Origin of the sequence: Moraxella sp. CTOTU46934 (genome assembly GCF_031979465.1) — a bacterium.
GTDB classification, from domain to species: domain Bacteria; phylum Pseudomonadota; class Gammaproteobacteria; order Pseudomonadales; family Moraxellaceae; genus Faucicola; species Faucicola tetraodonis.
Genome location: NZ_DALZEG010000003.1, coordinates 111,706 through 130,511 on the forward strand (window position 1 = coordinate 111,706; position 18,806 = coordinate 130,511).

Genomic DNA, 18,806 nt, shown 5'->3' on the forward strand with positions numbered 1-18,806 from the left:
AATCCATCAAACCAGTAAGCGCTGATTGACCTTTGCCATCGGTAACGGGTAATGTCGGGCTTTGGCAATATCGCGTGCGACTATATTGACCTCATTGACATCAATTTTGTGCCAGTTGGGACGCTTGCAAGCAGATTTTTCTATTAAATTAGCGTCAACTAGCGCATCCATGACTTTATCCGCCACATCTAGGGTAGAATTGGCTTTCACATTTTCTGCCACCGCATAACGCAGCTTGGCAAACACCTGCAAATCTGCGACGCGCACGGTAATATCATCACTCGGTACTTGCTGCCCACCATATAACGCATTATTTCCCGCTTGTGCAGTTCGAAAACTTGGCACAAATTCACTGACATAATCTATGGCGTTTTGGGTGCGCTGTTTTAGGGCGTTTGGCTCCCAGCCGTTTTCAATATAACTTAGGTATTGTGGATTAATGGGCGGTTGGCTGCTTTCTTGTGTGGCTTTGGTCAACCCATCATTAAATAAAGTGATGTTTTCGGTCATGCCATGTAACTGAAAAAACCCATCAGGATAAGGGGTGAACTGCGCCATGCCATTGGGCGTGCCACGCTCACCATGAAAAATAATCTCAGGCAAACGCCCCTTATAATCACGCCATTCACTGATATAAGAAGCTTTAAATTCAACCATGCGCTTGATATGCACGCCTGCTTTGTCATCAATGATACCGGTTCTAAACCCGCAAGCATTGACCACAAAATCAGCATAGATACGCTGTAGCTCACCATGTTCATCGGTAAATGACACTTGCCAGCCATCCATATGACGTTTTAAATCATCAACTTGGGCATTTAGATGTACTTGAGCGCTTTGTAGGCGCTGCAATTGTAAAAAAGCACTGGCAGAGAGTCTAAAAATATTCCAGCCAAATTCTTGCACCGCAATGATTGGGTATTGCAGTTTTTCTAAATCCATTACTCTAAGAGCTGCCACAACCCACTCATCCGTGGTGGTCGGAATGTCTTTAGCTTCTAAGTGAATTAGCTGTTGAATTCGCTGCTTGTCATACACTCGGTAATAATCTTGAACTTTGCCCAACACTTGGTTGCTAGGGTCAGCATCAACCAAGGATTGATAGTAAGCCGTTAACATATCAAGACGTGGCAGTAAGTCAGTGGCGGTATTGTTATCGCGTTTTGGCACTGTGATGAGGGTGGGGCGCACATCAATACTCTCTGGATATAACTTGGCAATATCAATACATTGGCGCATCAACATGCGGCAATCTTCATCACTGATTTCGCGGTACAAATTGCCACCTGCATGCAGATGACACATGGGCGGGGCGTTGATAAGGCTGGCATTTTTTTCAATCAAATGCACATGGATGCCCGCCATCGCCAGCCGTATAGCAATCGTAGAACCTGCTGAACCACCGCCAATCACTGCTACAGTCGGTGATTGCGTACTTGAATTAACGTACATAATTTTGCCCTTATGCGTTGCCCAAAGTTAAGAAATAAATTGTAGCGGAAAATAATCTAGTTACTGTGACATTTATGCAGTAATTGTCGCTTTTGTTGTTAATGAATTTTACCCAATAGTATATATTAAAATAAGTAGTATTTTTTATACTTTTTAGTATAAAAATATATTGAAAATTCTAATGTTATCAGTTAAAGTTAATTTAGCTTAAAAAGCTAACCTGTATTTTATCCAACAATCATAATTAAATAAGGAAAATAAGTATGTTAAAACAAGCCTTCCTAGCAGCGGCGATTTCTACCACATTATTAACCGGTTGTGCAACAACGCCAACCCATACCGCTCATGCACCGATGCACACGGCTAATATTGTTGATGTGGCAAAATCAAATCCAGATTTTTCAATATTGGTTGAAGCGGTGGTAGCCGCAGGTTTAGCCGACACCGTCGCGACCACTAAAAACATCACCGTATTTGCGCCGACCAATGCTGCCTTTGCCAATCTACTGGCTGAGCTCGGTATGACCAAAGCGCAATTGTTTGCAAACAAACCGTTACTGCAATCTGTGTTAACTTATCATGTGCTGCCAGCCACAGTGATGGCAAAAGATGTCAAGCCAGGTATGGTTAAAACCTTACAAGGTCAAAACGTCATGGTGACTTCAAATGGTAAATTACAAGACGCCAATGGACGTGTTGCCAACATTGTCACCACAGATATCAAAGCGAGCAATGGTGTGGTACATGTGATTGACCGTGTCATTTTGCCAAAAAGATAAGTTATCATAGATAAAGTTATCGGCCATAAATTGTTGTCTTTAAGCATAATTATCTTTAGCTATACTAGCCAACAATTTATTGGTCTGATGGCATAGCGGTGATACGAGTCATCGCTATTTTTTTAACTTTCAAAAATCGTATAGAGCGGGTAAAACTATGAAACGGATTGCCATTATCGGTGCAGGATTGGCAGGGTTAACTTGTGGTAAAGCGTTGCAACAAGCAGGGCACGACGTAGTGATTTTTGAAAAATCCCGTGGCATTGGTGGGCGACTGGCAACGCGTCGTGCTGAACCATTTTATTTTGATCATGGTGTTGCGGCATTTACTGCCAGTGACGAAGATTTTCAAGGTTTTGTCAATCAATTACTCGCTGAAGGGGTGGTTGCAGTATGGGCAGTTGACCAAGCTACCCCCGATAATTCCTTTGTATCTACCAAACCACATTCCATGCCCAGAGTGTCTGGCTGTTATTCTAAGTACTATGTCGGCATACCCGCCATGAATGCCATTGGTAAACGTCTCGCCAGTGGCTTAACTGTGCAGCGCAATACTAGAGTAGCCTCTATCATTGACCATCATCCGATTTTTAATAGTTGGGAGTTGTTAAGTGACAAGGGTGAAACATTGGGTCAGTTTGATTGGATTATTTCGGCAATGCCTGTAGAACAAGCAAAAAGCTTTGCTCAAACATCGCTACATACCAAAGTGTTGAATAAATATGCGCTCATGCCCTCTAGTGTGCTGATGCTGGGATTTGATACACCGCTGGCTTTAGACTATGAATATGCCAAAATCGAGGGTGAGGATATCGATAAAATCATCGTCAATAGTGCAAAACCCCATCGCGAAGGCGGTTATAGCCTTGTGATTCATAGTACCCCAGCATGGACCAATACACATATTGAGGAGGATAAAACTGCCTGTATCAACCATTTGACACAAGCGGCGAGTCAAGTATTGGGTATCGATTTATCGAATGCAGCACACAAAGACATACACCACTGGCGCTATGCCACAGGCGAAGCGGTTAACCTTCAATCAGGTAACCACCAGTTAGGCTATCTACTAGATAGCGACCAAAACATCGGTGTTTGTGGGGACTGGCTACTTAAGGGTGATGTCGAGTCTGCCTACTTAAGCGGTCAAAAACTGGCAAAAGCGATGATTGAATTACTAAAAAGCGAGTAGCGTATGCAACATATCGCCATATTTGGTGCTTCTGGCGCGATTGGAAAGGCATTTTGTGATTGTTTGGCTATCGCCTATCCAAATGCCACCATTCATGCCATTGCCAGAAAACCCCCGGCATTTAGCCACCCCCATATCGTCCCTCATCAGCTTGATTTTGATGATGAACTGGCTGTCGCCGCGCTTATCAAAGAGATAAGCAGCACTCAAGCGTTGGACAGTGTCATTGTGACGATTGGGTTATTACATGAGTCTAAAATCGACGCTCAACACATCGCGCCTGAAAAATCGCTGCGTGATATCACAGCCGATCAGCTGCATCAATATTTCCATGTCAATGCGGTATTACCAATGATGATTGCCAAATACGCCTTGCCCGCCTTAAACAAATCCTCACAGTCGCTATTTGCCGTATTGTCGGCACGGGTAGGGAGTATTTCAGATAATCGCTTGGGCGGGTGGTATGGTTATCGGATGGCAAAAGCAAGTTTACATATGGGCATTAAAAATTTAAGCATCGAACTGCAACGAAAAAACCCCAACGCGATTATTGTTGCTTTGCACCCTGGCACGGTAGACAGTGAGTTATCCAAACCATTTCAAAAAAATGTAGCAGAAGGCAAGTTATTTACCGCAGCGTTTTCCGCGCAAAGTTTACTTAAGGTTTTGCATCAGCTCACACCCAAAGATTCGGGGAAAATTTGGGCTTGGGACGGCAAAGAAATTTTGCCTTAAATCTGCCTTAAATCAGTCTTAAAATTGTGCCTTAGCCTTGTATTAGGGTGGTAGCTTCGTACCTAGCGTAAGCCTAATCCACCAACCAGTTTTTGTAGATGACGCCCACAATCACGCAAGTTAATCCTGTGACCAAGCCGCCCCAAATAAAATCAACCAGTGCCGCAGTTTTATCATAACCTTTAAGTAATGCTAAGCTTGTAAAATCATACGTTCCATATGCCATCAGCCCGATGACCACACCATATCCTGCCAATACTGCCAATGATGCGTGAGCTTTTAGCTGCGGGTAGATGACCACCACACAAAGGGCAAAAATATAAAATAGATAAAACACGCCTGCTGCGGTCATATTGGGTGATTCACTGAGTAAATGTCCAATGCGCGGTGCATAAAAGCGTTGGGTCATGGTTTTAAGCCATACGGCATCAATACCCAAAAATACCATGACGGCGATCAGATATACCCACAGATAGTTTAATGGTGCCATTGCTAAATCCTTGTGTCCTGTTATTAATTGTCCTGAACCCATTGTCCTGAACCCTTTGCCGCGCAAATTGGGTTAACGGTACTGGGCTTTTTCAAGGCGTACTTGCACCACGCCAATGGTTTTTTCCAAAAATCCTGCTTCACAGTACGCAAAATAAAAATGCCACAAACGCATAAACGCATCGTCATAGCCAAGTGCCTTGAGCTGCGGTAGCGCCTGCATAAAATTATAACGCCAATCAATCAAGGTACGCGCATAATCATAGCCATAATCAACCAATGACGTTACTTGCATATCGGTATGGTCACGCGCTTGGCTGAGAATTTCACTGTTAGGCAATAAACACCCGCCTGGGAAAACATGGGTTTGGATAAAATCCACAGCGTGCAAATATTTTTGATACCCCCGATCATTAAAGGTAATCGCTTGTAATACCATCAGCCCATTATCTTTGAGCAATCGATTACACTGGGCAAAAAAATCTGGCAGATATTCATGACCGACCGCTTCAATCATCTCAATACTGACCAGCTTGTCATACTTGCCGGTAAGCTCACGATAGTCTTGCTTTAGCAGGGTGATTTTGTCGGTTAGATTGGCAGCGGCAATGCGCCGTTTGGCTTCTTCATACTGCGCGTCTGAGATAGTTGTGGTGGTGACGCGGCAGCCATATTTGGTCGCGGCATAAATAGCAAACCCACCCCAGCCCGTGCCGATTTCAATGACATGGTCGTCAGCTGTTAACTCAGCCAATTCACAAATTTTTGCCAACTTGTGGGTTTGTGCTGCCGCCAAGCTTGATGAGGGTGTCGGATAAATTGCCGATGAATACATCATGCGCTCATCCAAAAATAATGCATACATCGCATTGCCAATATCATAATGGGCTAAAATATTGGATTTTGCGTTGCGTTTATCATTATGCCGATTGCGGTGTTGACGGTGCTCCCAGCGTTTGGTCAAATTGGCAAATTTGGCTTCTATGGTATTGATGAGGGTCAAATTGCGGGCAATCAAGCGTAAAAATGCTGTTAAATCATCGGCTTTCCACAAACCATCAATATAATCATCAGCAAAAGCAATCGAGCCGCCTGTTAATAGGTGTTGATACACCTGCGGTGAATGGATGGTGATTGTCACTGCCAAAGGATGATTGCCAATTTGTTCCCCTAGTGTTCGTTGTGTATCGGTCACTGGTGACTGTGTTAGAGGCTCAGTATCCATCACCCTAACACCAAAGGTTTTATGAGTCGCTGCCTTAGTCGCTACATTGTTAGACTGATGAAAGGTTTCAATCACGGTTAGATGACCCTGTTTAAGCTTTGATAGCAATAAAAATATTATTTGCCGTGCCGCTTTTGCCGCACTTTGTTGAACAGGCGTGAGCAGATGGTCAACAATTGGGTAGGGTAGATAATCCGTAAACGAGCGCCGCTTGGCTAAATCGGATTGACGGCGTTTCACCAAAGTCTCCTTACCTTTTGATAGGTGATTTGACGGGTGAGAGGTTGCAGTGTTTTTAGCCTCTAAAGAAGATGGTGTCATAGTCAATTCCCATAAAAAATTTCAGTTAACTATTGGGGTAAACGTTGGTTATAAGCTTGATAAGGTACACGTTTTAGCACGTATAATTTAAAAGCCTGCCAGTAAATTTGCAGTAATGATGTGGCACTCATCCAGGGTCGGCGCTTAATTGCCGTTATCACCGAAGCCTCGTCCAATTGAACGCCTTTTAGACTCACGCCTGCATTAAACACTTTGCCGCGGCTATCTGTCAGTCCAATATCAATCACAACATCAAAGCCATTTTGCTCGGGATTGTCATTTGCCGATGCATAGCGTTTAGGGTGAATCTCAACACGCCAATGATATTGCTGATTGATGGGATTAAAAGGCGATACATGAAAACCTTTGTCATGTTGGTACAAGGTCTTTTCACCTGTGAGTAAAAAACCATAGTAATGGCGTTTGTTCCAAGGGGTATTAGAGACTTCTGCCAAAAAATGGCTTGGCTGGTGGTTCTCATCAAAGCCAATATAAAAATTAACTGGGCTAAAATACCAACCCATATTACGTAACACGACCAAAGCCACCACCTCGCCAGTCGGCTGACTGCCAGTCAATTGCTGCCAAGTTTGTTGGGCTTTGACCAATAAACTAGCCGATGGCGCAGGTTGTCCTACTGAAGCGGTTAGACAGTTGTCCAAAGAGGGGTCTAATCGATTGATAGCAAAATAATCTTCTTGATGGAATTGATAAAGCGCCCAATGGTGCTGCGATAGCAGAGGGAGAGTCAATGATTGTTGCAGCGATTTTTTCAGCCATTTTTTTTTCAGCCATTGGGGCAACCATGTTGGCACATGACTGGCGCCTATATTGACCTTAGGTAATGGATTGTCCGCTAGCTGGGTTAAATTGACTGCCCAAAACCGATAGGGGTAATGAAATTCATGAGGGGTAGGGAGTTGTCTGGCATGCCAAGTCATACCTTGCAGGATTTGATGGGCAAATGTCATGATGATTTACCTTTGAGGGGTGTTGCACAAACCATCATGCGCTAGATTTTGGCAAAACGCATGGTTGGTCGTGGCGGTTACTTGCCGTCGCTGCAGCACCGAGCGTTTTTTGTTAGCGTCGCTCGGTAACTTTGATACGGTAAATTTTGCCGACGGTTTGCTGGGCTTATTGCTTAGCTTAGACAGCCGTTTGATTTGTGCAGCGGTTGAGGCAGCTGTGGTATTGGTAGTGACCAAAATGTCGATATCCACCCCCAAACTTTGGCATACCCGCAAGCCACTTTTTACCCCATCTTCATGAAACCCATTAAACCAATAAGCACCACAAAAATGGGTATGCCGCTTTGCTGAAATTTCATGCCAGCGTTTTTGGGCATCGGTCATTTTGTTGTCATACACAGGGTGGCGATAATCCACATGTTTGATGACATGCGCCTCATTAATCGGCGTATTAAGCGTCACCAAATAGTTATGTTTTGCCGTCAATCGTTCAAGGATATTCATGTGATACGTCAATATAGGTTTTTGGTCAGCCACGCGCGCGGTGGGTTTATCTATCGCGTAATTCCAACTTGCCCAAGCCAGCGGTTTTTTGGGTAGAACTTGGGTGTCAGTATGCAAAACCGCTTCGTTATCTGTATACTCAAAAGCCCCTAAAATAGCCGATTCAGTCTCAGTGATATCAGCTAGTAGACGTCTTGCTACATCGGCATGGCAAGCAAATACAACATCATCAAACACTTGGGTTTGACGCTTACCTTGATGAATAAATTCAATGCTAACGCCATCCTTGCCACGCGTCACCGATTGCACTGGGGTATTGATATACAGGGTTGTACCTGCTGCAGCGAGCCGAGTGATTAAGGCATTGACGTATTGCTTTGAGCCGCCCACTAGGGTAAACCACTGTGGGCGATTGACCACATCTAGCAGCCCATGATTATCAAAAAACTGGGCAAAAAAGAGTAGGGGAAAACGCTTGGCGTCGTCCATTCCCATCGACCAAATCGCAGATACCATCGGCACCAAGTAGTTGGTTTTAAACAACTCGCCATAGTCATGACTGTCTAAATAATCCCCGAGTGTTTGCTGGCTTAAAGTCGCTTGCTGCATTTTATCGGCTTGGCGAAAATTTGCTAATAGTGATTTGGTCTCGCGATTAAAGCGTAAAATCTGCTGAACAAATTGCCAAAATCGAGGGCTTAGCACATGGCGACGCTGAGAAAAAAGACTGTTTAAAGTGTGGCCATTGTATTCAAAATTAATATAAGTATTTTTAACCGAAAAACTCATTTCAGCTTTTTGAAATGGCACGTTGAGTTCATCAAGCAGGCGAATAAAATTGGGGTAAGTACGCTCATTAAATACAATAAAGCCTGTATCGATGGCGACTTTTTCCGTTGATGGTCTAAACGGGTTGTTAAAAAAAGGATTGTCAAAAAGTGAGCGCTCGGTAACAGTGACATCCAGCGTATTGACATGCCCGCCCAGATAATCATTGCTTTCAAACATCGTCACTGCATGACTGTCTTTGAGATAATACGCACACGTTAGCCCTGATACCCCACTGCCAATAATGGCAATCTTTGGTGTGCTACTATTTGGCTTAGTAGGCTTGGCTACTATAGAATTAGCCACTAAAGTCTTGGGGACTTTGTGATTAGAGTGCGGAGATTTTTTTGTAAACACTGCCATGTGCGGATATACCTTTAAAGCCAAGTCAAATGATTAAGTTGTATGAGAAAGTTTTGAACCCACAAAATGCCATACTGCATCAGGTAACTGCGCCAATAGCTTTAAGGGCTGTACCAATATCTGCGGAAATTCTATGACATTATCATCATTGGCAATCCCTTGTTGAATGGCTTGGCTGGCTTGCTGTACGGTTTGCAAAAAAGGCATTGGAAAGTCGTTCTGCAGCGTCATCGGTGTTTTGACAAAGCCCGGTACTACCAAAGCCACTTTCACCCCATACGGTTGCAGGCTCATTTGCAAGGTTTTGCTCAGATAATGGATTGCCGCTTTTGAGCTACCATACCCCTCTGCACGCACAAAGGGCACCAAAGCAGAAGCTGAGCCGACGGTGACAATTTTACCTTTAGTTGCCTTGAGGCTGGGTAACAGCGCTTCGATGGCATGCACTAACGAGCCGTAATTTGCGTTCATCACCCTCATGATAGACCGCGAATCAAAGTTTGGCATGTCAATGTATTCGCAAATACCCGCCGCAGCAATGAATAAATCCAGCGTTTTAATGTCGTTAAATGCTTGCATCACGGCATCATACTTGGTTAAGTCAAGCTGAATCGTTTTTGCTCCCATCGTTGCCAGTGTGTGCAAAACATCGCTGTTTCGCCCCACCGTATACACATCGTGCCCTTGGCTTAGATAATCCATCGCCAACTGTAAACCGATGCCTGAGGTTGCACCTGTAATGACGATGGATAAAGGCTTTGAGGAATTGGGGGTTGGCATCATAGCGACTCAATATAACAACTCAATACAAAATTTTGAAAACGACTTACCGCATACTATAAAAGAGTAGCGGATGGTTGGCAATAGGTTTTATACTATTTAGTATAAAAATATAATTATTAGTATATAATCAAATAATAAGTATCATAAAAACATTTGTAGTATAATATTAGCTAATTTTTAACCTCATAAATATTAGAAACCTGAACATTAGAAAATTGTGATGAAAAAGTTAACGTTTAAACAGCGAATGATGCTAGAGCGTGAGTCGCTGATTATTGAAACGGTCAATCATTTGTTAGCCACCAAAGGCTATGACGCGATGACCGTCGATGAGATTGCTGATACGGTAGGGATTGCCAAGGCGTCATTGTATCGACATTTTCCCAGTAAAGAAGCGTTAGGCATGGCAGCACTGGTTGATATCATGCACAAAGCGCTTGGGGTCATCAATCAGCTAAATGCGACCGACCAAACCGCCATCGATAAGCTCAAAGCGCTGACACAGTGGGCGATGCGACTAAAACTTGCGCAAAAAATGCCAAATCTGCCGAGTGAGAACTCCCAGCTGCGCGAGCTGCTAATCGCCAATGACGATTACACCAACAACTTGGTCATGTTGTCAGATAGCATCGGTGAATGGATTGAGCAAGCGCAAGCAGAGGGCAAGTTGCAAAGCAATATACCAGGACTGGCAATTTTATACACCTTGTATGCCAGAGCTTGTGACCCTGTACTGGGGTTTTTACGCTCATCTCAGCTGTATGACGATGATGAGATTATCACTATCGTGACCCGCACGTGTTTTGAAGGGTTAACCTAGATTAAGCTAATGCAGACCATTAAAAATAGACAGCTAAAAACCCAAGACAGCGTAGAAAAAAAGTAGAAAAGTATGAGTAATTTTGTGATTCATCGTGAGCATGGCATCAGTAAAGCGCAAGCCTTTGAGATAACCGAAGACTGGATTGTCTCAGCAGAAAAAGACTATAAAATGCATTGCGATGTAGTGCGCAGTGATGAGCAAATACGCGTCAACTTTTCTCGTGCCGGTGTGACAGGTACGTTAACAGTGGATGATAAAGTATTTGAGATGCAAGCAAAGCTTGGTTTTTTATTCAAAAGTTTTTTGCCGCTGATAGAAAAGACAGTGAACCAAAATCTTGATAACGCATTGCAAGCTGTAAAAGACCGTTAGCAGATACAGTGAGGTTTGAGTGGCAGTTAGCGTTTAGCTTGAATTATTTTATTTAACATAATATACATTATGCGAAATAAAAGCTATCGGCGTCAAAAATGGTATATATGGCACTGTGATTAATTTAATGATGAAATGACAATTAGCAGCAAAACCATTTGCATTTATCAATCAATAATGAGTAGTATGCTCACTCAATTATTTATTTATTTATTTATTTATTTATGGTTTGTTTGTTTATCATTAAAATCGCCAAGGATTTATCATGATTGGATTTATTGCCCGTCACAGTACGATTTTTATGCCATTGTTTGGTGTGATTGGATTTATATTTCCTGACTTGTCGCATTTTGTCCTTGGGCTTCTGCCGCAGATTTTATTTTTCTTGATGTTTTTTACCTTGTTGGGCATTGACCAAACCCAGCTGATTAGACGCATGACGACGCAATATGTTTGGGGGTTTGCTCTATTCCAAAGTGCGCTGATGAGCTTGGCGATTACCTTGATTGCTTATTTACTGGGTGTCCGTGGTGATTTGTTGTTGGCTATCGCGGGTCTGTCAGCCACCGCACCGCTATTTGGTACGGGCGCTATTGTGAATGCAGTTGGTTTTGATGCACTGCTAGCAATGGCAAAAACCATCACAGCCACGTTGGTCATGCCTGTTAGCTTACTGGTGATATTGTGGTTACTTGGCAGCAAGGACGCCCATTTAGACTTTGTCCTGTATATTAAGCGGTTGTTGATTTACATTATCGCCCCCATGATTTTGGCGGTTGCGGCACGGCAATATATTCCCCGTGATACGCTCAATACTTATTATCCAAAAATTGCCAAGTTTAACATTATTCTACTGATGATGTTTCCGCTTGGATTGATGTCGGGATTTAGACATACCTTTGACACCAATCCCATCCAGGCGTTAAGCTTGTTTGGTTTGGGCACTGCCTTGTCGTTAGTATTTTACTTTTCTGCCTATTTTTTATACCGCCGCTTTGGCTATGAAAACGCCATTATCTCTGCGCTGGCTTGCGGTGGTCGCAATGTGTTATTGGCGTACACCATCACCACGCCGTTTATGGGTGCGATGTTTTTACCGCTGATTGGCGCGTATCAGTTGCCTTCGTTTTGCTTGCCGTTATTGGGTAAAAAGATGGTCAAATGGCATACTATCGACAGCCAAACCAGCCTAAAATAATGCTGATGTTCAATGCGTTTGATTTATTCGTATGCTAACGTTTCAACTCAATCTACTGCCACAATTATCATCACAAGCCTTGTATGACATTTTTAGGGCGCGCTGTGAGGTGTTTGTTGTAGAGCAACATTGCGCTTATCCAGACATTGATGACACAGATTTGCTGTGTTGGCATTTACAGGGTTTTATTGATAATAGTCTGGCGTGTTATGCGCGGATTATCCCACCCGATTATCATTATTTGGGTTATGTCGCGATTGGTCGCGTGTTAACGGTTGGCGATTTTCGTGGTCATCATTATGGGCGTGATTTGATGCAAAAAGCCATTGAAATTTGCCAGCAATACTACCCTAGCCAGCCGATTTTTATCGCCGCTCAAACTTATCTGATCCACTTTTATCAAGCGCTCGGCTTTTGTATACAAGGTGACTGTTACCTTGAAGATGGCATTGAGCATGTCAATATGATATTGGAAGTCAAACATGATGCTTAACCGTGCTGATTATCAGCTGTATTTGGTCACAGATAGCAATTGCCTGCAACAGCAGACGCTTGAACAAGCCGTTGAACAAGCGATATTGGGCGGCGTGACATTGGTGCAGCTTCGAGAAAAATCGATTGCTAGCAAAGCGTTCTATGAGTGCGCACTGCGTATCAAAGCGATTTGCCACCACTATAACGTGCCATTACTGATTAATGACCGTGTCGATATCGCCCTCGCAGTTGAGGCAGATGGGGTGCATATCGGTCAAAGTGATTTGCCGTGTGGCGTGGTTCGGCAACTTTTAGGCAAAGATAAAATCATTGGGGTTTCCACGCGCACCGCCCAGCAAGCCATCCAAGCGCAAGCAGACGGCGCAGATTATTTGGGCGTTGGCGCGATGTTTGCCACATCCACCAAAGCCGATGCCCAAACAGTCAGCGTTGAGACCTTAAATGATATTCGACAATCGGTAACCCTTCCGATTGTCGCCATTGGTGGTATCAATCACACCACCCTGCCCGCCTTACAACAAGCGCTGCAATCTGCCGAAATGTCCACTGGTGGTGTGATTGACGGCGTGGCAGTCGTTTCTGCAATTTTGGGGCAAAAAGATGTCAAACTTGCCAGTGAACAGCTTAAAGAAATAATAAAAATTAAATAAATCAATCAGTTAGATTTTTTTATCAGTCGTAGCTGGCTATCAAAACGCCTTGCTTGCTGGGTGATAGGGTCAATAAACGCGATGGATTTTGCCAACAGTTGCAAAGGCTTTGTAAAATCGCTACTGCCTTGGGGCTTGACAGTATTAACAGTGGGATAAAAATTGTCATGTAACAGCGGCATACCTAAACTTGCCATATGCACTCGCAATTGGTGTTTTTTGCCTGTCACCGGGGTTAATCGGTATAAGCTAAACGCCCCGTTATTTTCAATCAATTCAATCATAGTGTGCGCATTGGGCTCACCTTGGGCCGTCTTGGTCAAAAAAAACGGCTCACCACGCTCAAGTCTGGAATGGATGTGAAAGGGATAACATAAATCGCTACGAGTCGGTGCTATGGCGTGGTAAGTTTTGTGTATGTGTCTATCGGCAAACAGCGCATGATAGTAAGCGCGGCTACTTGGATTGACCGATAATAACATCACGCCTGCCGTGTCCTTATCCAACCGATGCAAGGGTGAAATATCATTCACGGCTAACTGCTGTAAGTCTGGATGATTTCTTAATTTGGCTAGTAGGGTTTGGCTGACATAGTGACCTGACGGTGTGACGGGTAAAAAATGCGGTTTATCGACCACCAGCAGATGTTCATCCAAATGAAGAATATTGGGCTCAAATGGAATGATAGGCTCATTTTCAACCTGCCTATAGTACAAGATGGTTTGCCCTGCCAAATAGGGCGAATCGTGTTTGAGCGGCTCACCACGCTCAAGGCTAATTAAACCGCTGTCAAACCGTCGTTGCCAGTTTGCCAAACTAATATGAGAAAAATGCGCTGCCAAATAATCGATAAGCCGCCCACCCATAAACGACTTATCATGGGGTAAATATAACTTACTGGGTTTCATGCCACGCTGTATCATGTTAAATCTATCATGTTAAAAAACCACTTTATCACTTTTTTTATTTTACGCCCATTTATTGGGCTAACAATAACTGCACAGTTATCGCTTGATTAATGCTTAACACATCATTGGGCAGCAAAACATCATGTCGGTTGATGGGTTGACCGTTTCGGGTAATGTTGATATTGGGGTCAATCTCATCAATCAGCAGCTGTCCTTGAGATTCGACAATCGCAAAATACACGCCGCTGGCAAGCTTTAAGTCATTGGCTGCAAATAGACGTAAGGCATGCGCGATTTGCGCCTCGCGACTGGCAAACACAATCGGAAACTCGCGTACTTTTTGTTGGCGCTCCCCTAGCCCATCCACAGATTTTATGGTCAAAACAATCTGCTGTAGATTTTGGTTCAACTGTGGCAGTTTGCTTTGCGCTTGGCGTGGCGCAGTACTAGCAGTACTAAAGGGCGGGCTTGTTACGATATGATGATTTGAGTTTGGCTGATTCTGTGCCTGAGCCATGAATTTAACACCCAGTTTAATCTCATTGCTAAATACCTCACCTTTTTGCAAACGTGCGATATCAGTTGGCTTGGCTTGCACTTTGGCTTTTAACCCAAATTGCGCTTCGTCGGACAAAGTCACCCCAATTGTGGCAAGCTTGGGTTTTAATACTTCATAACCGTAAGATACCAAATCAATGGCATCATGCGGGGTATGGGTGGGTTCATGGGCATGATTAAAACTGCTAAATAACTGCTCCACCATCGCGGTTGTCAGCCCATCATTGGATTTTAAGGTGATTTGAGTAATCACTTGGGATTTATCCACCCATTGTTTCGCCGCTGTCATAATCGCATCGGTCAATAAATCTTGATACGGCTTGGCGGATTTTTGGATGTTTGGCAATACAGTTACCATCGGTTTGGGCGCAGCTGTTGGCGTTTGAATTGGCGCTTGCACCCTCGTAGGTTGTGGCTTATGTGGTGCAGGCTCAGTATTCACCATCGGCGGCTGCATCGGCGCAACTGCAGGCACCAGATTGGGGTTTGAAGGCGGTATGGCTGATTGCTGGTTCGGCATGGTAACCTGTTGCACAGGCGTTTGATACGCTTGAGCAGGCTGCGGTTGTGGCGAAACAGGTTGGGTTGGATGCTGCGGCGCTACCGGTATCGGGGCTGAAGGCGCTGGTTGCCCGATAGGCTCAGGCAAGGTGATTGGTGCGCGTTCAGGGTAGAATCCCACCTCGGATTTTTCTTCAGCAAAACGTGGAATCAGTCGCCCTAACACACTTCTATATAGACTGGGGTTTTCGTCTTCGTCATCTAGCGCATAGCCGTCAAGCCGTTGAATCAGCAAAATGACCGAATTATCTGCTTGGCTGGCTATGTCGTCGTCATCCGCTGTTTGGGCGGCATGGCTTTTAATCGGCAAGATATGAATATCAGGCATGGTGTATTTGAGCGATTGGGTAAATTGTCGGTAGCTTTCTGCCATTTTCTTATTGGCAGTGATATCAAAACTCGTCGGCACCGAGAGCTGAACGCTCACTCGCTGTAAGTCATCAATGGCGGTGGTGTATAGGCTAAAGAAATTTTCCATTTCATCAAACACATCGCTTGGGTGTTTGTCGTCAATGATAAACCGGTGATTGGTGGTGATGTAAGCCATAATTTACTCTTAATGGTGAAATTTTTTATTGATGGGTTTGTGTTTTTTTAACAGCTTGCGTAGTATCAGTCACTGGACTAGCCACTGAATCAGCCAGTGGGTTGGCGCTGGCAGGATGGCTAATCGCTGAGCTTTGATACATCTGTTTGGCTAATATCATGCCTGCCTGTACCGCTCGATTAATGCCATCACGGGGGTCATCGACCAAGCCATTTTTAGTCCAGTTACGCTCAACCAATACCGCTACCGCTTTATCCCATTTGCCATTTTTGTCTTTTAGCCCATAGACAAACCATTTATACGGACGAGCATAACACGCCACCGATGGCTGAGTTTTGCCTGCGCGAATGTCCGCATTGTTACACAGATTTGCCACCATACTGGCGGTGACATTGGGGGTATAAAAGCTGCGACCGTTTTGGCGGGTTGGATAGTTAAAGCCGGGCGTGCCTGTTTTGCCCACTATCACGCCCTGTGTCCATGCACAGCTACCAATCGCTTGGTTACAGGCAGCAAAAGCTGTGCCGTTGCCGCCGCCCAAACCTGTGCCTGCTAGCAGCGTACCTGATAATAAATTGAGCGCACCACGGGCGTCCGATTGGTTGATACCCAGTGGCATGGCGCCGAGTTGGCTGGTAGCTGTGGTCAATGTTTCTTGACTTTGGGCATCGCCTCGCCAGGCTTTAGGACGCAGCGGAATTTGATTGACGCCCCACAAATCCTCAATCAAATGCACGCCGCGACGCTGGGTCGCGCCATTATCGGCAATCAGCAGATTGGCAAACATATCCGACACACCCAGTACCGAGGTTTTGGCATTACCTGCGCCAAACACTTGGTTCATGCTGGCATTGAGCATATCGCCCCCTTGACGACACGCCCCGTTCATACGTCCACCATTGGCTTTGACACAGCTTGCCACTTGGCTTTCGGTAAATTGCAATTGTTTGGTGGTGTAATCTTGCTTGCCATCGGTTAGCAGTACACCTGAAAAATAGCGGCTTTGTAGCATCGGTTCGCTATTATAGGCTTTACCAAACAATAAATCTTTAAATCCGCAATTCACTCCCCCTTTATCCGCGCAATTCACACTCCAGCCCATGTCATCACTGGCTTTTTTAAAGGCGGGCATACCTTGGCAAACGCCTTGTCGGTCACGTTGCAATGACATCTCACTGGTCGTGCGTTGACAATATAAAAAATTCGCCACTTTTTCGGTAGATGAGCTTGCCATCACTTGTTTGAGATATTGCGCTTCAGGGGTTTGCATATTTTTAAACCGTGGATTGGCGCGTACCAGTGCCAATGCTTGTACGGTTTTAACGGTCGAACCTGGGTACACGGTTTGGTATAACGCATGGTTCATCAGGTTTTGCTTGCTCCAGTCTTTTTTCCACAGTATCGGGCAACCTGTGGGCTTAATCGTGGTATCGCCATTATCGGCACGGTAGCAGTTAGAGTCAGCGCTAGCAAGGGCAAGCACGCCTTGGGTTTTGACATCAATCACCGCGATACCGATACTGCGTACCAAGGCGTTCTCATACATGCCATCCGCGACGTTTTGCAACGCAGGCGACAGCACGCTATTACAGTCCGCGGCATTGGGGTTATTGGTGACACAATCCGCTACTTGCTGGGCGGTGGTCTGTACGGCGGGATCTAGGGTTAACGCCATGTTATAGCCGATTTTGATATCCGAGCCATCGACATTGATACTATTGATTGGCGGTGCCGTGAGTTTTTGCCACCAGCTGCGTTGATCATTTTTTTGTTGGTAGCTTTGATAAGCGTCCAATAACTGACGGTCAAAATGGCTGGCGTGAATGTTGGACAATTCGCTATACATCAACCCTAGATTGGTCGGTAAAGCAACCTCAGTTTTGCTGGTGGAGGCAATCCGTTTTTTCGGGTCTTGCGTGGGTTTGTCTTGGAGGGTTTGCAGCACGCCATTGGCTTGGTTTTGAATATCGTTTTTGGTTTTAGTAAACGCATTATTTGGGTCAGCCGCTTGGGCATTGGGTAAAGCCACCGCTCCTGTCAATGATTTAGCCAACAAGGATTTGACCGACACCGGAATCAATCTAGGGTTATTACAAAGCTGGGTTAATGGGTCAACGTCACCTGTGTCAGTCATGGTATTGCCACGATTATCGACATACAGGTAGCCTGTTTGATTGTCCGCCGTTTTGGCGGTTTTGATATACACACAGCCCGGTAGCCCATACCAAGGGTTGGTTTGGGTGAGCCAATTGATTGGCATATGGGCGACATTGGGGTCGTTTTGGTTGCGGCGATTGGGCTGTTGTTCTCGCCATTGTAGCTGCAACAATCGCTCAGGGCTGGCAAGCGTTCTTAGCGCAAAGGCTAACGCGTCTTCGTTGATATGTTGCTCACAGGCTTGTTGCCAAAGGCTGGCAGTTTGCAGTTGGTATTGGTTGGCTAGACGTTTTTGCTGATACAAGCTGAGCAGACTTTGATTGACTCGGTTGATACTGTCGGTAAAACGGGCTTGGTTTTTGGGCTGAGTTAAATCGCACGTTTTGGCAGGTGTGGCGTTGACCGAACTTGATAGATTAGCGTTTGCACTTTGGGTATTAGCAGTTTGGCTATTGGCTTGGCTGACCACGTCTGCCATACCCAGATTATCGACGACAAGTGACACGGCGTTTTCATTCGCCTCTGCATTGTACGTGGTATTTGAGGCGGTTAAGGGCGAGAGATACCACGCCAGCCAACCGATGAGACCGACAACAAATACCACCAAAATCACTTGTAAGTTGGTCAAAATGGTTTTGTAAAGCGCTTGAGAAACCCGAAAACTGGCAACTTTGCCATCGTTTTTGATTTTTTTGTTAGTATTTTTTGTTTCACTTGCTTGCGTATTGTCGGAGGCATTGGCAGGCGTGGTTATTTGTTCAACATCTACTGAATCAGCGACATTTTCGTCCTGTGACAGCGTGTCAGAACCTGTGTTGTTGACAGTTTCTAACTTGCCACTGTTCATAGTTTCTTGACTGTTTTCGTCTTTCGGGGTTTGGTTTTCGGTCATTTT

General features: G+C 44.8%; 17 protein-coding genes. 8 read left to right on the plus strand and 9 right to left on the minus strand.

What is annotated here, in order from left to right; translation table 11 throughout:
• Window positions 1–6 precede the first annotated feature (6 nt).
• The gene (locus RTN07_RS04220; protein WP_312176004.1) at window positions 7–1,452 is read right to left on the minus strand and encodes an FAD-dependent monooxygenase; all 1,446 of its coding nucleotides are present in this window, start codon (window positions 1,450–1,452) and stop codon (window positions 7–9) included.
• A 263-nt stretch (window positions 1,453–1,715) separates the two neighbouring features.
• On the opposite strand from RTN07_RS04220, the gene RTN07_RS04225 reads away from it, so the two are divergent.
• The 3 genes from RTN07_RS04225 to RTN07_RS04235 all read left to right on the plus strand — a co-directional run bounded on the left by RTN07_RS04225 (window position 1,716) and on the right by RTN07_RS04235 (window position 4,158).
• Window positions 1,716–2,231, plus strand: coding sequence for a fasciclin domain-containing protein (locus RTN07_RS04225; RefSeq protein WP_312176007.1), 516 nt, complete (start codon window positions 1,716–1,718; stop codon window positions 2,229–2,231).
• Window positions 2,232–2,388: 157 nt separating this feature from the next.
• The gene (locus RTN07_RS04230) at window positions 2,389–3,423 is read left to right on the plus strand and encodes an NAD(P)/FAD-dependent oxidoreductase (protein WP_312176010.1); all 1,035 of its coding nucleotides are present in this window, start codon (window positions 2,389–2,391) and stop codon (window positions 3,421–3,423) included.
• Between the two features lie 3 nt (window positions 3,424–3,426).
• Window positions 3,427–4,158, plus strand: a complete 732-nt coding sequence (locus RTN07_RS04235; RefSeq protein ID WP_312176013.1) for an SDR family NAD(P)-dependent oxidoreductase — start codon at window positions 3,427–3,429, stop codon at window positions 4,156–4,158.
• A gap of 73 nt (window positions 4,159–4,231) precedes the next feature.
• Here RTN07_RS04235 and RTN07_RS04240 read toward each other — a convergent pair whose 3' ends face one another.
• The 5 genes from RTN07_RS04240 to RTN07_RS04260 form a co-directional block, all read right to left on the minus strand.
• Entirely contained in the window at window positions 4,232–4,648 is a 417-nt protein-coding gene (locus tag RTN07_RS04240; RefSeq protein ID WP_312176017.1) for a DUF2177 family protein, read from the minus strand.
• Between the two features lie 72 nt (window positions 4,649–4,720).
• Window positions 4,721–6,193, minus strand: a complete 1,473-nt coding sequence (locus RTN07_RS04245) for a class I SAM-dependent methyltransferase (protein WP_312176019.1) — start codon at window positions 6,191–6,193, stop codon at window positions 4,721–4,723.
• Window positions 6,194–6,222: 29 nt separating this feature from the next.
• Window positions 6,223–7,164, minus strand: a complete 942-nt coding sequence (locus RTN07_RS04250) for a DUF1365 domain-containing protein (protein WP_312176022.1) — start codon at window positions 7,162–7,164, stop codon at window positions 6,223–6,225.
• Window positions 7,165–7,170: 6 nt separating this feature from the next.
• Window positions 7,171–8,859, minus strand: coding sequence for an NAD(P)/FAD-dependent oxidoreductase (locus tag RTN07_RS04255; RefSeq protein ID WP_312176025.1), 1,689 nt, complete (start codon window positions 8,857–8,859; stop codon window positions 7,171–7,173).
• A 33-nt stretch (window positions 8,860–8,892) separates the two neighbouring features.
• Entirely contained in the window at window positions 8,893–9,642 is a 750-nt protein-coding gene (locus RTN07_RS04260; protein ID WP_312176027.1) for an SDR family NAD(P)-dependent oxidoreductase, read from the minus strand.
• A gap of 220 nt (window positions 9,643–9,862) precedes the next feature.
• On the opposite strand from RTN07_RS04260, the gene RTN07_RS04265 reads away from it, so the two are divergent.
• The 5 genes from RTN07_RS04265 (at window position 9,863) to thiE (ending at window position 13,180) form a co-directional block, all read left to right on the plus strand.
• Window positions 9,863–10,462, plus strand: coding sequence for a TetR/AcrR family transcriptional regulator (locus RTN07_RS04265; RefSeq protein WP_282849521.1), 600 nt, complete (start codon window positions 9,863–9,865; stop codon window positions 10,460–10,462).
• Between the two features lie 72 nt (window positions 10,463–10,534).
• Window positions 10,535–10,837 (plus strand): polyhydroxyalkanoic acid system family protein, encoded by a 303-nt coding sequence (locus RTN07_RS04270; RefSeq protein ID WP_076776268.1) that lies wholly within the window; start codon window positions 10,535–10,537, stop codon window positions 10,835–10,837.
• A 265-nt stretch (window positions 10,838–11,102) separates the two neighbouring features.
• Window positions 11,103–12,035, plus strand: a complete 933-nt coding sequence (locus tag RTN07_RS04275) for a lantibiotic ABC transporter permease (protein ID WP_312176035.1) — start codon at window positions 11,103–11,105, stop codon at window positions 12,033–12,035.
• A 31-nt stretch (window positions 12,036–12,066) separates the two neighbouring features.
• A complete protein-coding gene (locus RTN07_RS04280; RefSeq protein WP_312176038.1) occupies window positions 12,067–12,528 on the plus strand; it encodes a GNAT family N-acetyltransferase in 462 nt (153 codons plus the stop codon).
• The gene (gene thiE / locus RTN07_RS04285; RefSeq protein WP_312176040.1) at window positions 12,518–13,180 is read left to right on the plus strand and encodes a thiamine phosphate synthase; all 663 of its coding nucleotides are present in this window, start codon (window positions 12,518–12,520) and stop codon (window positions 13,178–13,180) included. Before RTN07_RS04280 ends, thiE begins: the two co-directional genes overlap by 11 nt.
• Window positions 13,181–13,185: 5 nt before the next feature.
• On the opposite strand, the gene RTN07_RS04290 is transcribed toward thiE, so the two are convergent.
• From RTN07_RS04290 to RTN07_RS04300, 3 genes are read right to left on the minus strand one after another with little or no spacing between them, the layout of a single operon-like run.
• Entirely contained in the window at window positions 13,186–14,103 is a 918-nt protein-coding gene (locus RTN07_RS04290) for a pseudouridine synthase (RefSeq protein ID WP_312176043.1), read from the minus strand.
• A 55-nt stretch (window positions 14,104–14,158) separates the two neighbouring features.
• The gene (locus RTN07_RS04295; RefSeq protein ID WP_312176046.1) at window positions 14,159–15,754 is read right to left on the minus strand and encodes a hypothetical protein; all 1,596 of its coding nucleotides are present in this window, start codon (window positions 15,752–15,754) and stop codon (window positions 14,159–14,161) included.
• 25 nt (window positions 15,755–15,779) lie between these two features.
• Complete coding sequence (locus RTN07_RS04300; RefSeq protein WP_312176049.1) at window positions 15,780–18,803, minus strand: penicillin-binding transpeptidase domain-containing protein; 3,024 nt, start codon at window positions 18,801–18,803, stop codon at window positions 15,780–15,782.
• Window positions 18,804–18,806 lie beyond the last annotated feature (3 nt).

Coding starts and splice junctions, on each gene's coding strand:
- RTN07_RS04220 (WP_312176004.1), bottom strand. CDS start 1,452: ATGTACGTTAATTCAAGTACGCAATCACCGACTGTAGCAGTGATTGGC.
- RTN07_RS04225 (WP_312176007.1), top strand. CDS start 1,716: ATGTTAAAACAAGCCTTCCTAGCAGCGGCGATTTCTACCACATTATTA.
- RTN07_RS04230 (WP_312176010.1), top strand. CDS start 2,389: ATGAAACGGATTGCCATTATCGGTGCAGGATTGGCAGGGTTAACTTGT.
- RTN07_RS04235 (WP_312176013.1), top strand. CDS start 3,427: ATGCAACATATCGCCATATTTGGTGCTTCTGGCGCGATTGGAAAGGCA.
- RTN07_RS04240 (WP_312176017.1), bottom strand. CDS start 4,648: ATGGCACCATTAAACTATCTGTGGGTATATCTGATCGCCGTCATGGTA.
- RTN07_RS04245 (WP_312176019.1), bottom strand. CDS start 6,193: ATGACACCATCTTCTTTAGAGGCTAAAAACACTGCAACCTCTCACCCG.
- RTN07_RS04250 (WP_312176022.1), bottom strand. CDS start 7,164: ATGACATTTGCCCATCAAATCCTGCAAGGTATGACTTGGCATGCCAGA.
- RTN07_RS04255 (WP_312176025.1), bottom strand. CDS start 8,859: ATGGCAGTGTTTACAAAAAAATCTCCGCACTCTAATCACAAAGTCCCC.
- RTN07_RS04260 (WP_312176027.1), bottom strand. CDS start 9,642: ATGATGCCAACCCCCAATTCCTCAAAGCCTTTATCCATCGTCATTACA.
- RTN07_RS04265 (WP_282849521.1), top strand. CDS start 9,863: ATGAAAAAGTTAACGTTTAAACAGCGAATGATGCTAGAGCGTGAGTCG.
- RTN07_RS04270 (WP_076776268.1), top strand. CDS start 10,535: ATGAGTAATTTTGTGATTCATCGTGAGCATGGCATCAGTAAAGCGCAA.
- RTN07_RS04275 (WP_312176035.1), top strand. CDS start 11,103: ATGATTGGATTTATTGCCCGTCACAGTACGATTTTTATGCCATTGTTT.
- RTN07_RS04280 (WP_312176038.1), top strand. CDS start 12,067: ATGCTAACGTTTCAACTCAATCTACTGCCACAATTATCATCACAAGCC.
- thiE (WP_312176040.1), top strand. CDS start 12,518: ATGATGCTTAACCGTGCTGATTATCAGCTGTATTTGGTCACAGATAGC.
- RTN07_RS04290 (WP_312176043.1), bottom strand. CDS start 14,103: ATGATACAGCGTGGCATGAAACCCAGTAAGTTATATTTACCCCATGAT.
- RTN07_RS04295 (WP_312176046.1), bottom strand. CDS start 15,754: ATGGCTTACATCACCACCAATCACCGGTTTATCATTGACGACAAACAC.
- RTN07_RS04300 (WP_312176049.1), bottom strand. CDS start 18,803: ATGACCGAAAACCAAACCCCGAAAGACGAAAACAGTCAAGAAACTATG.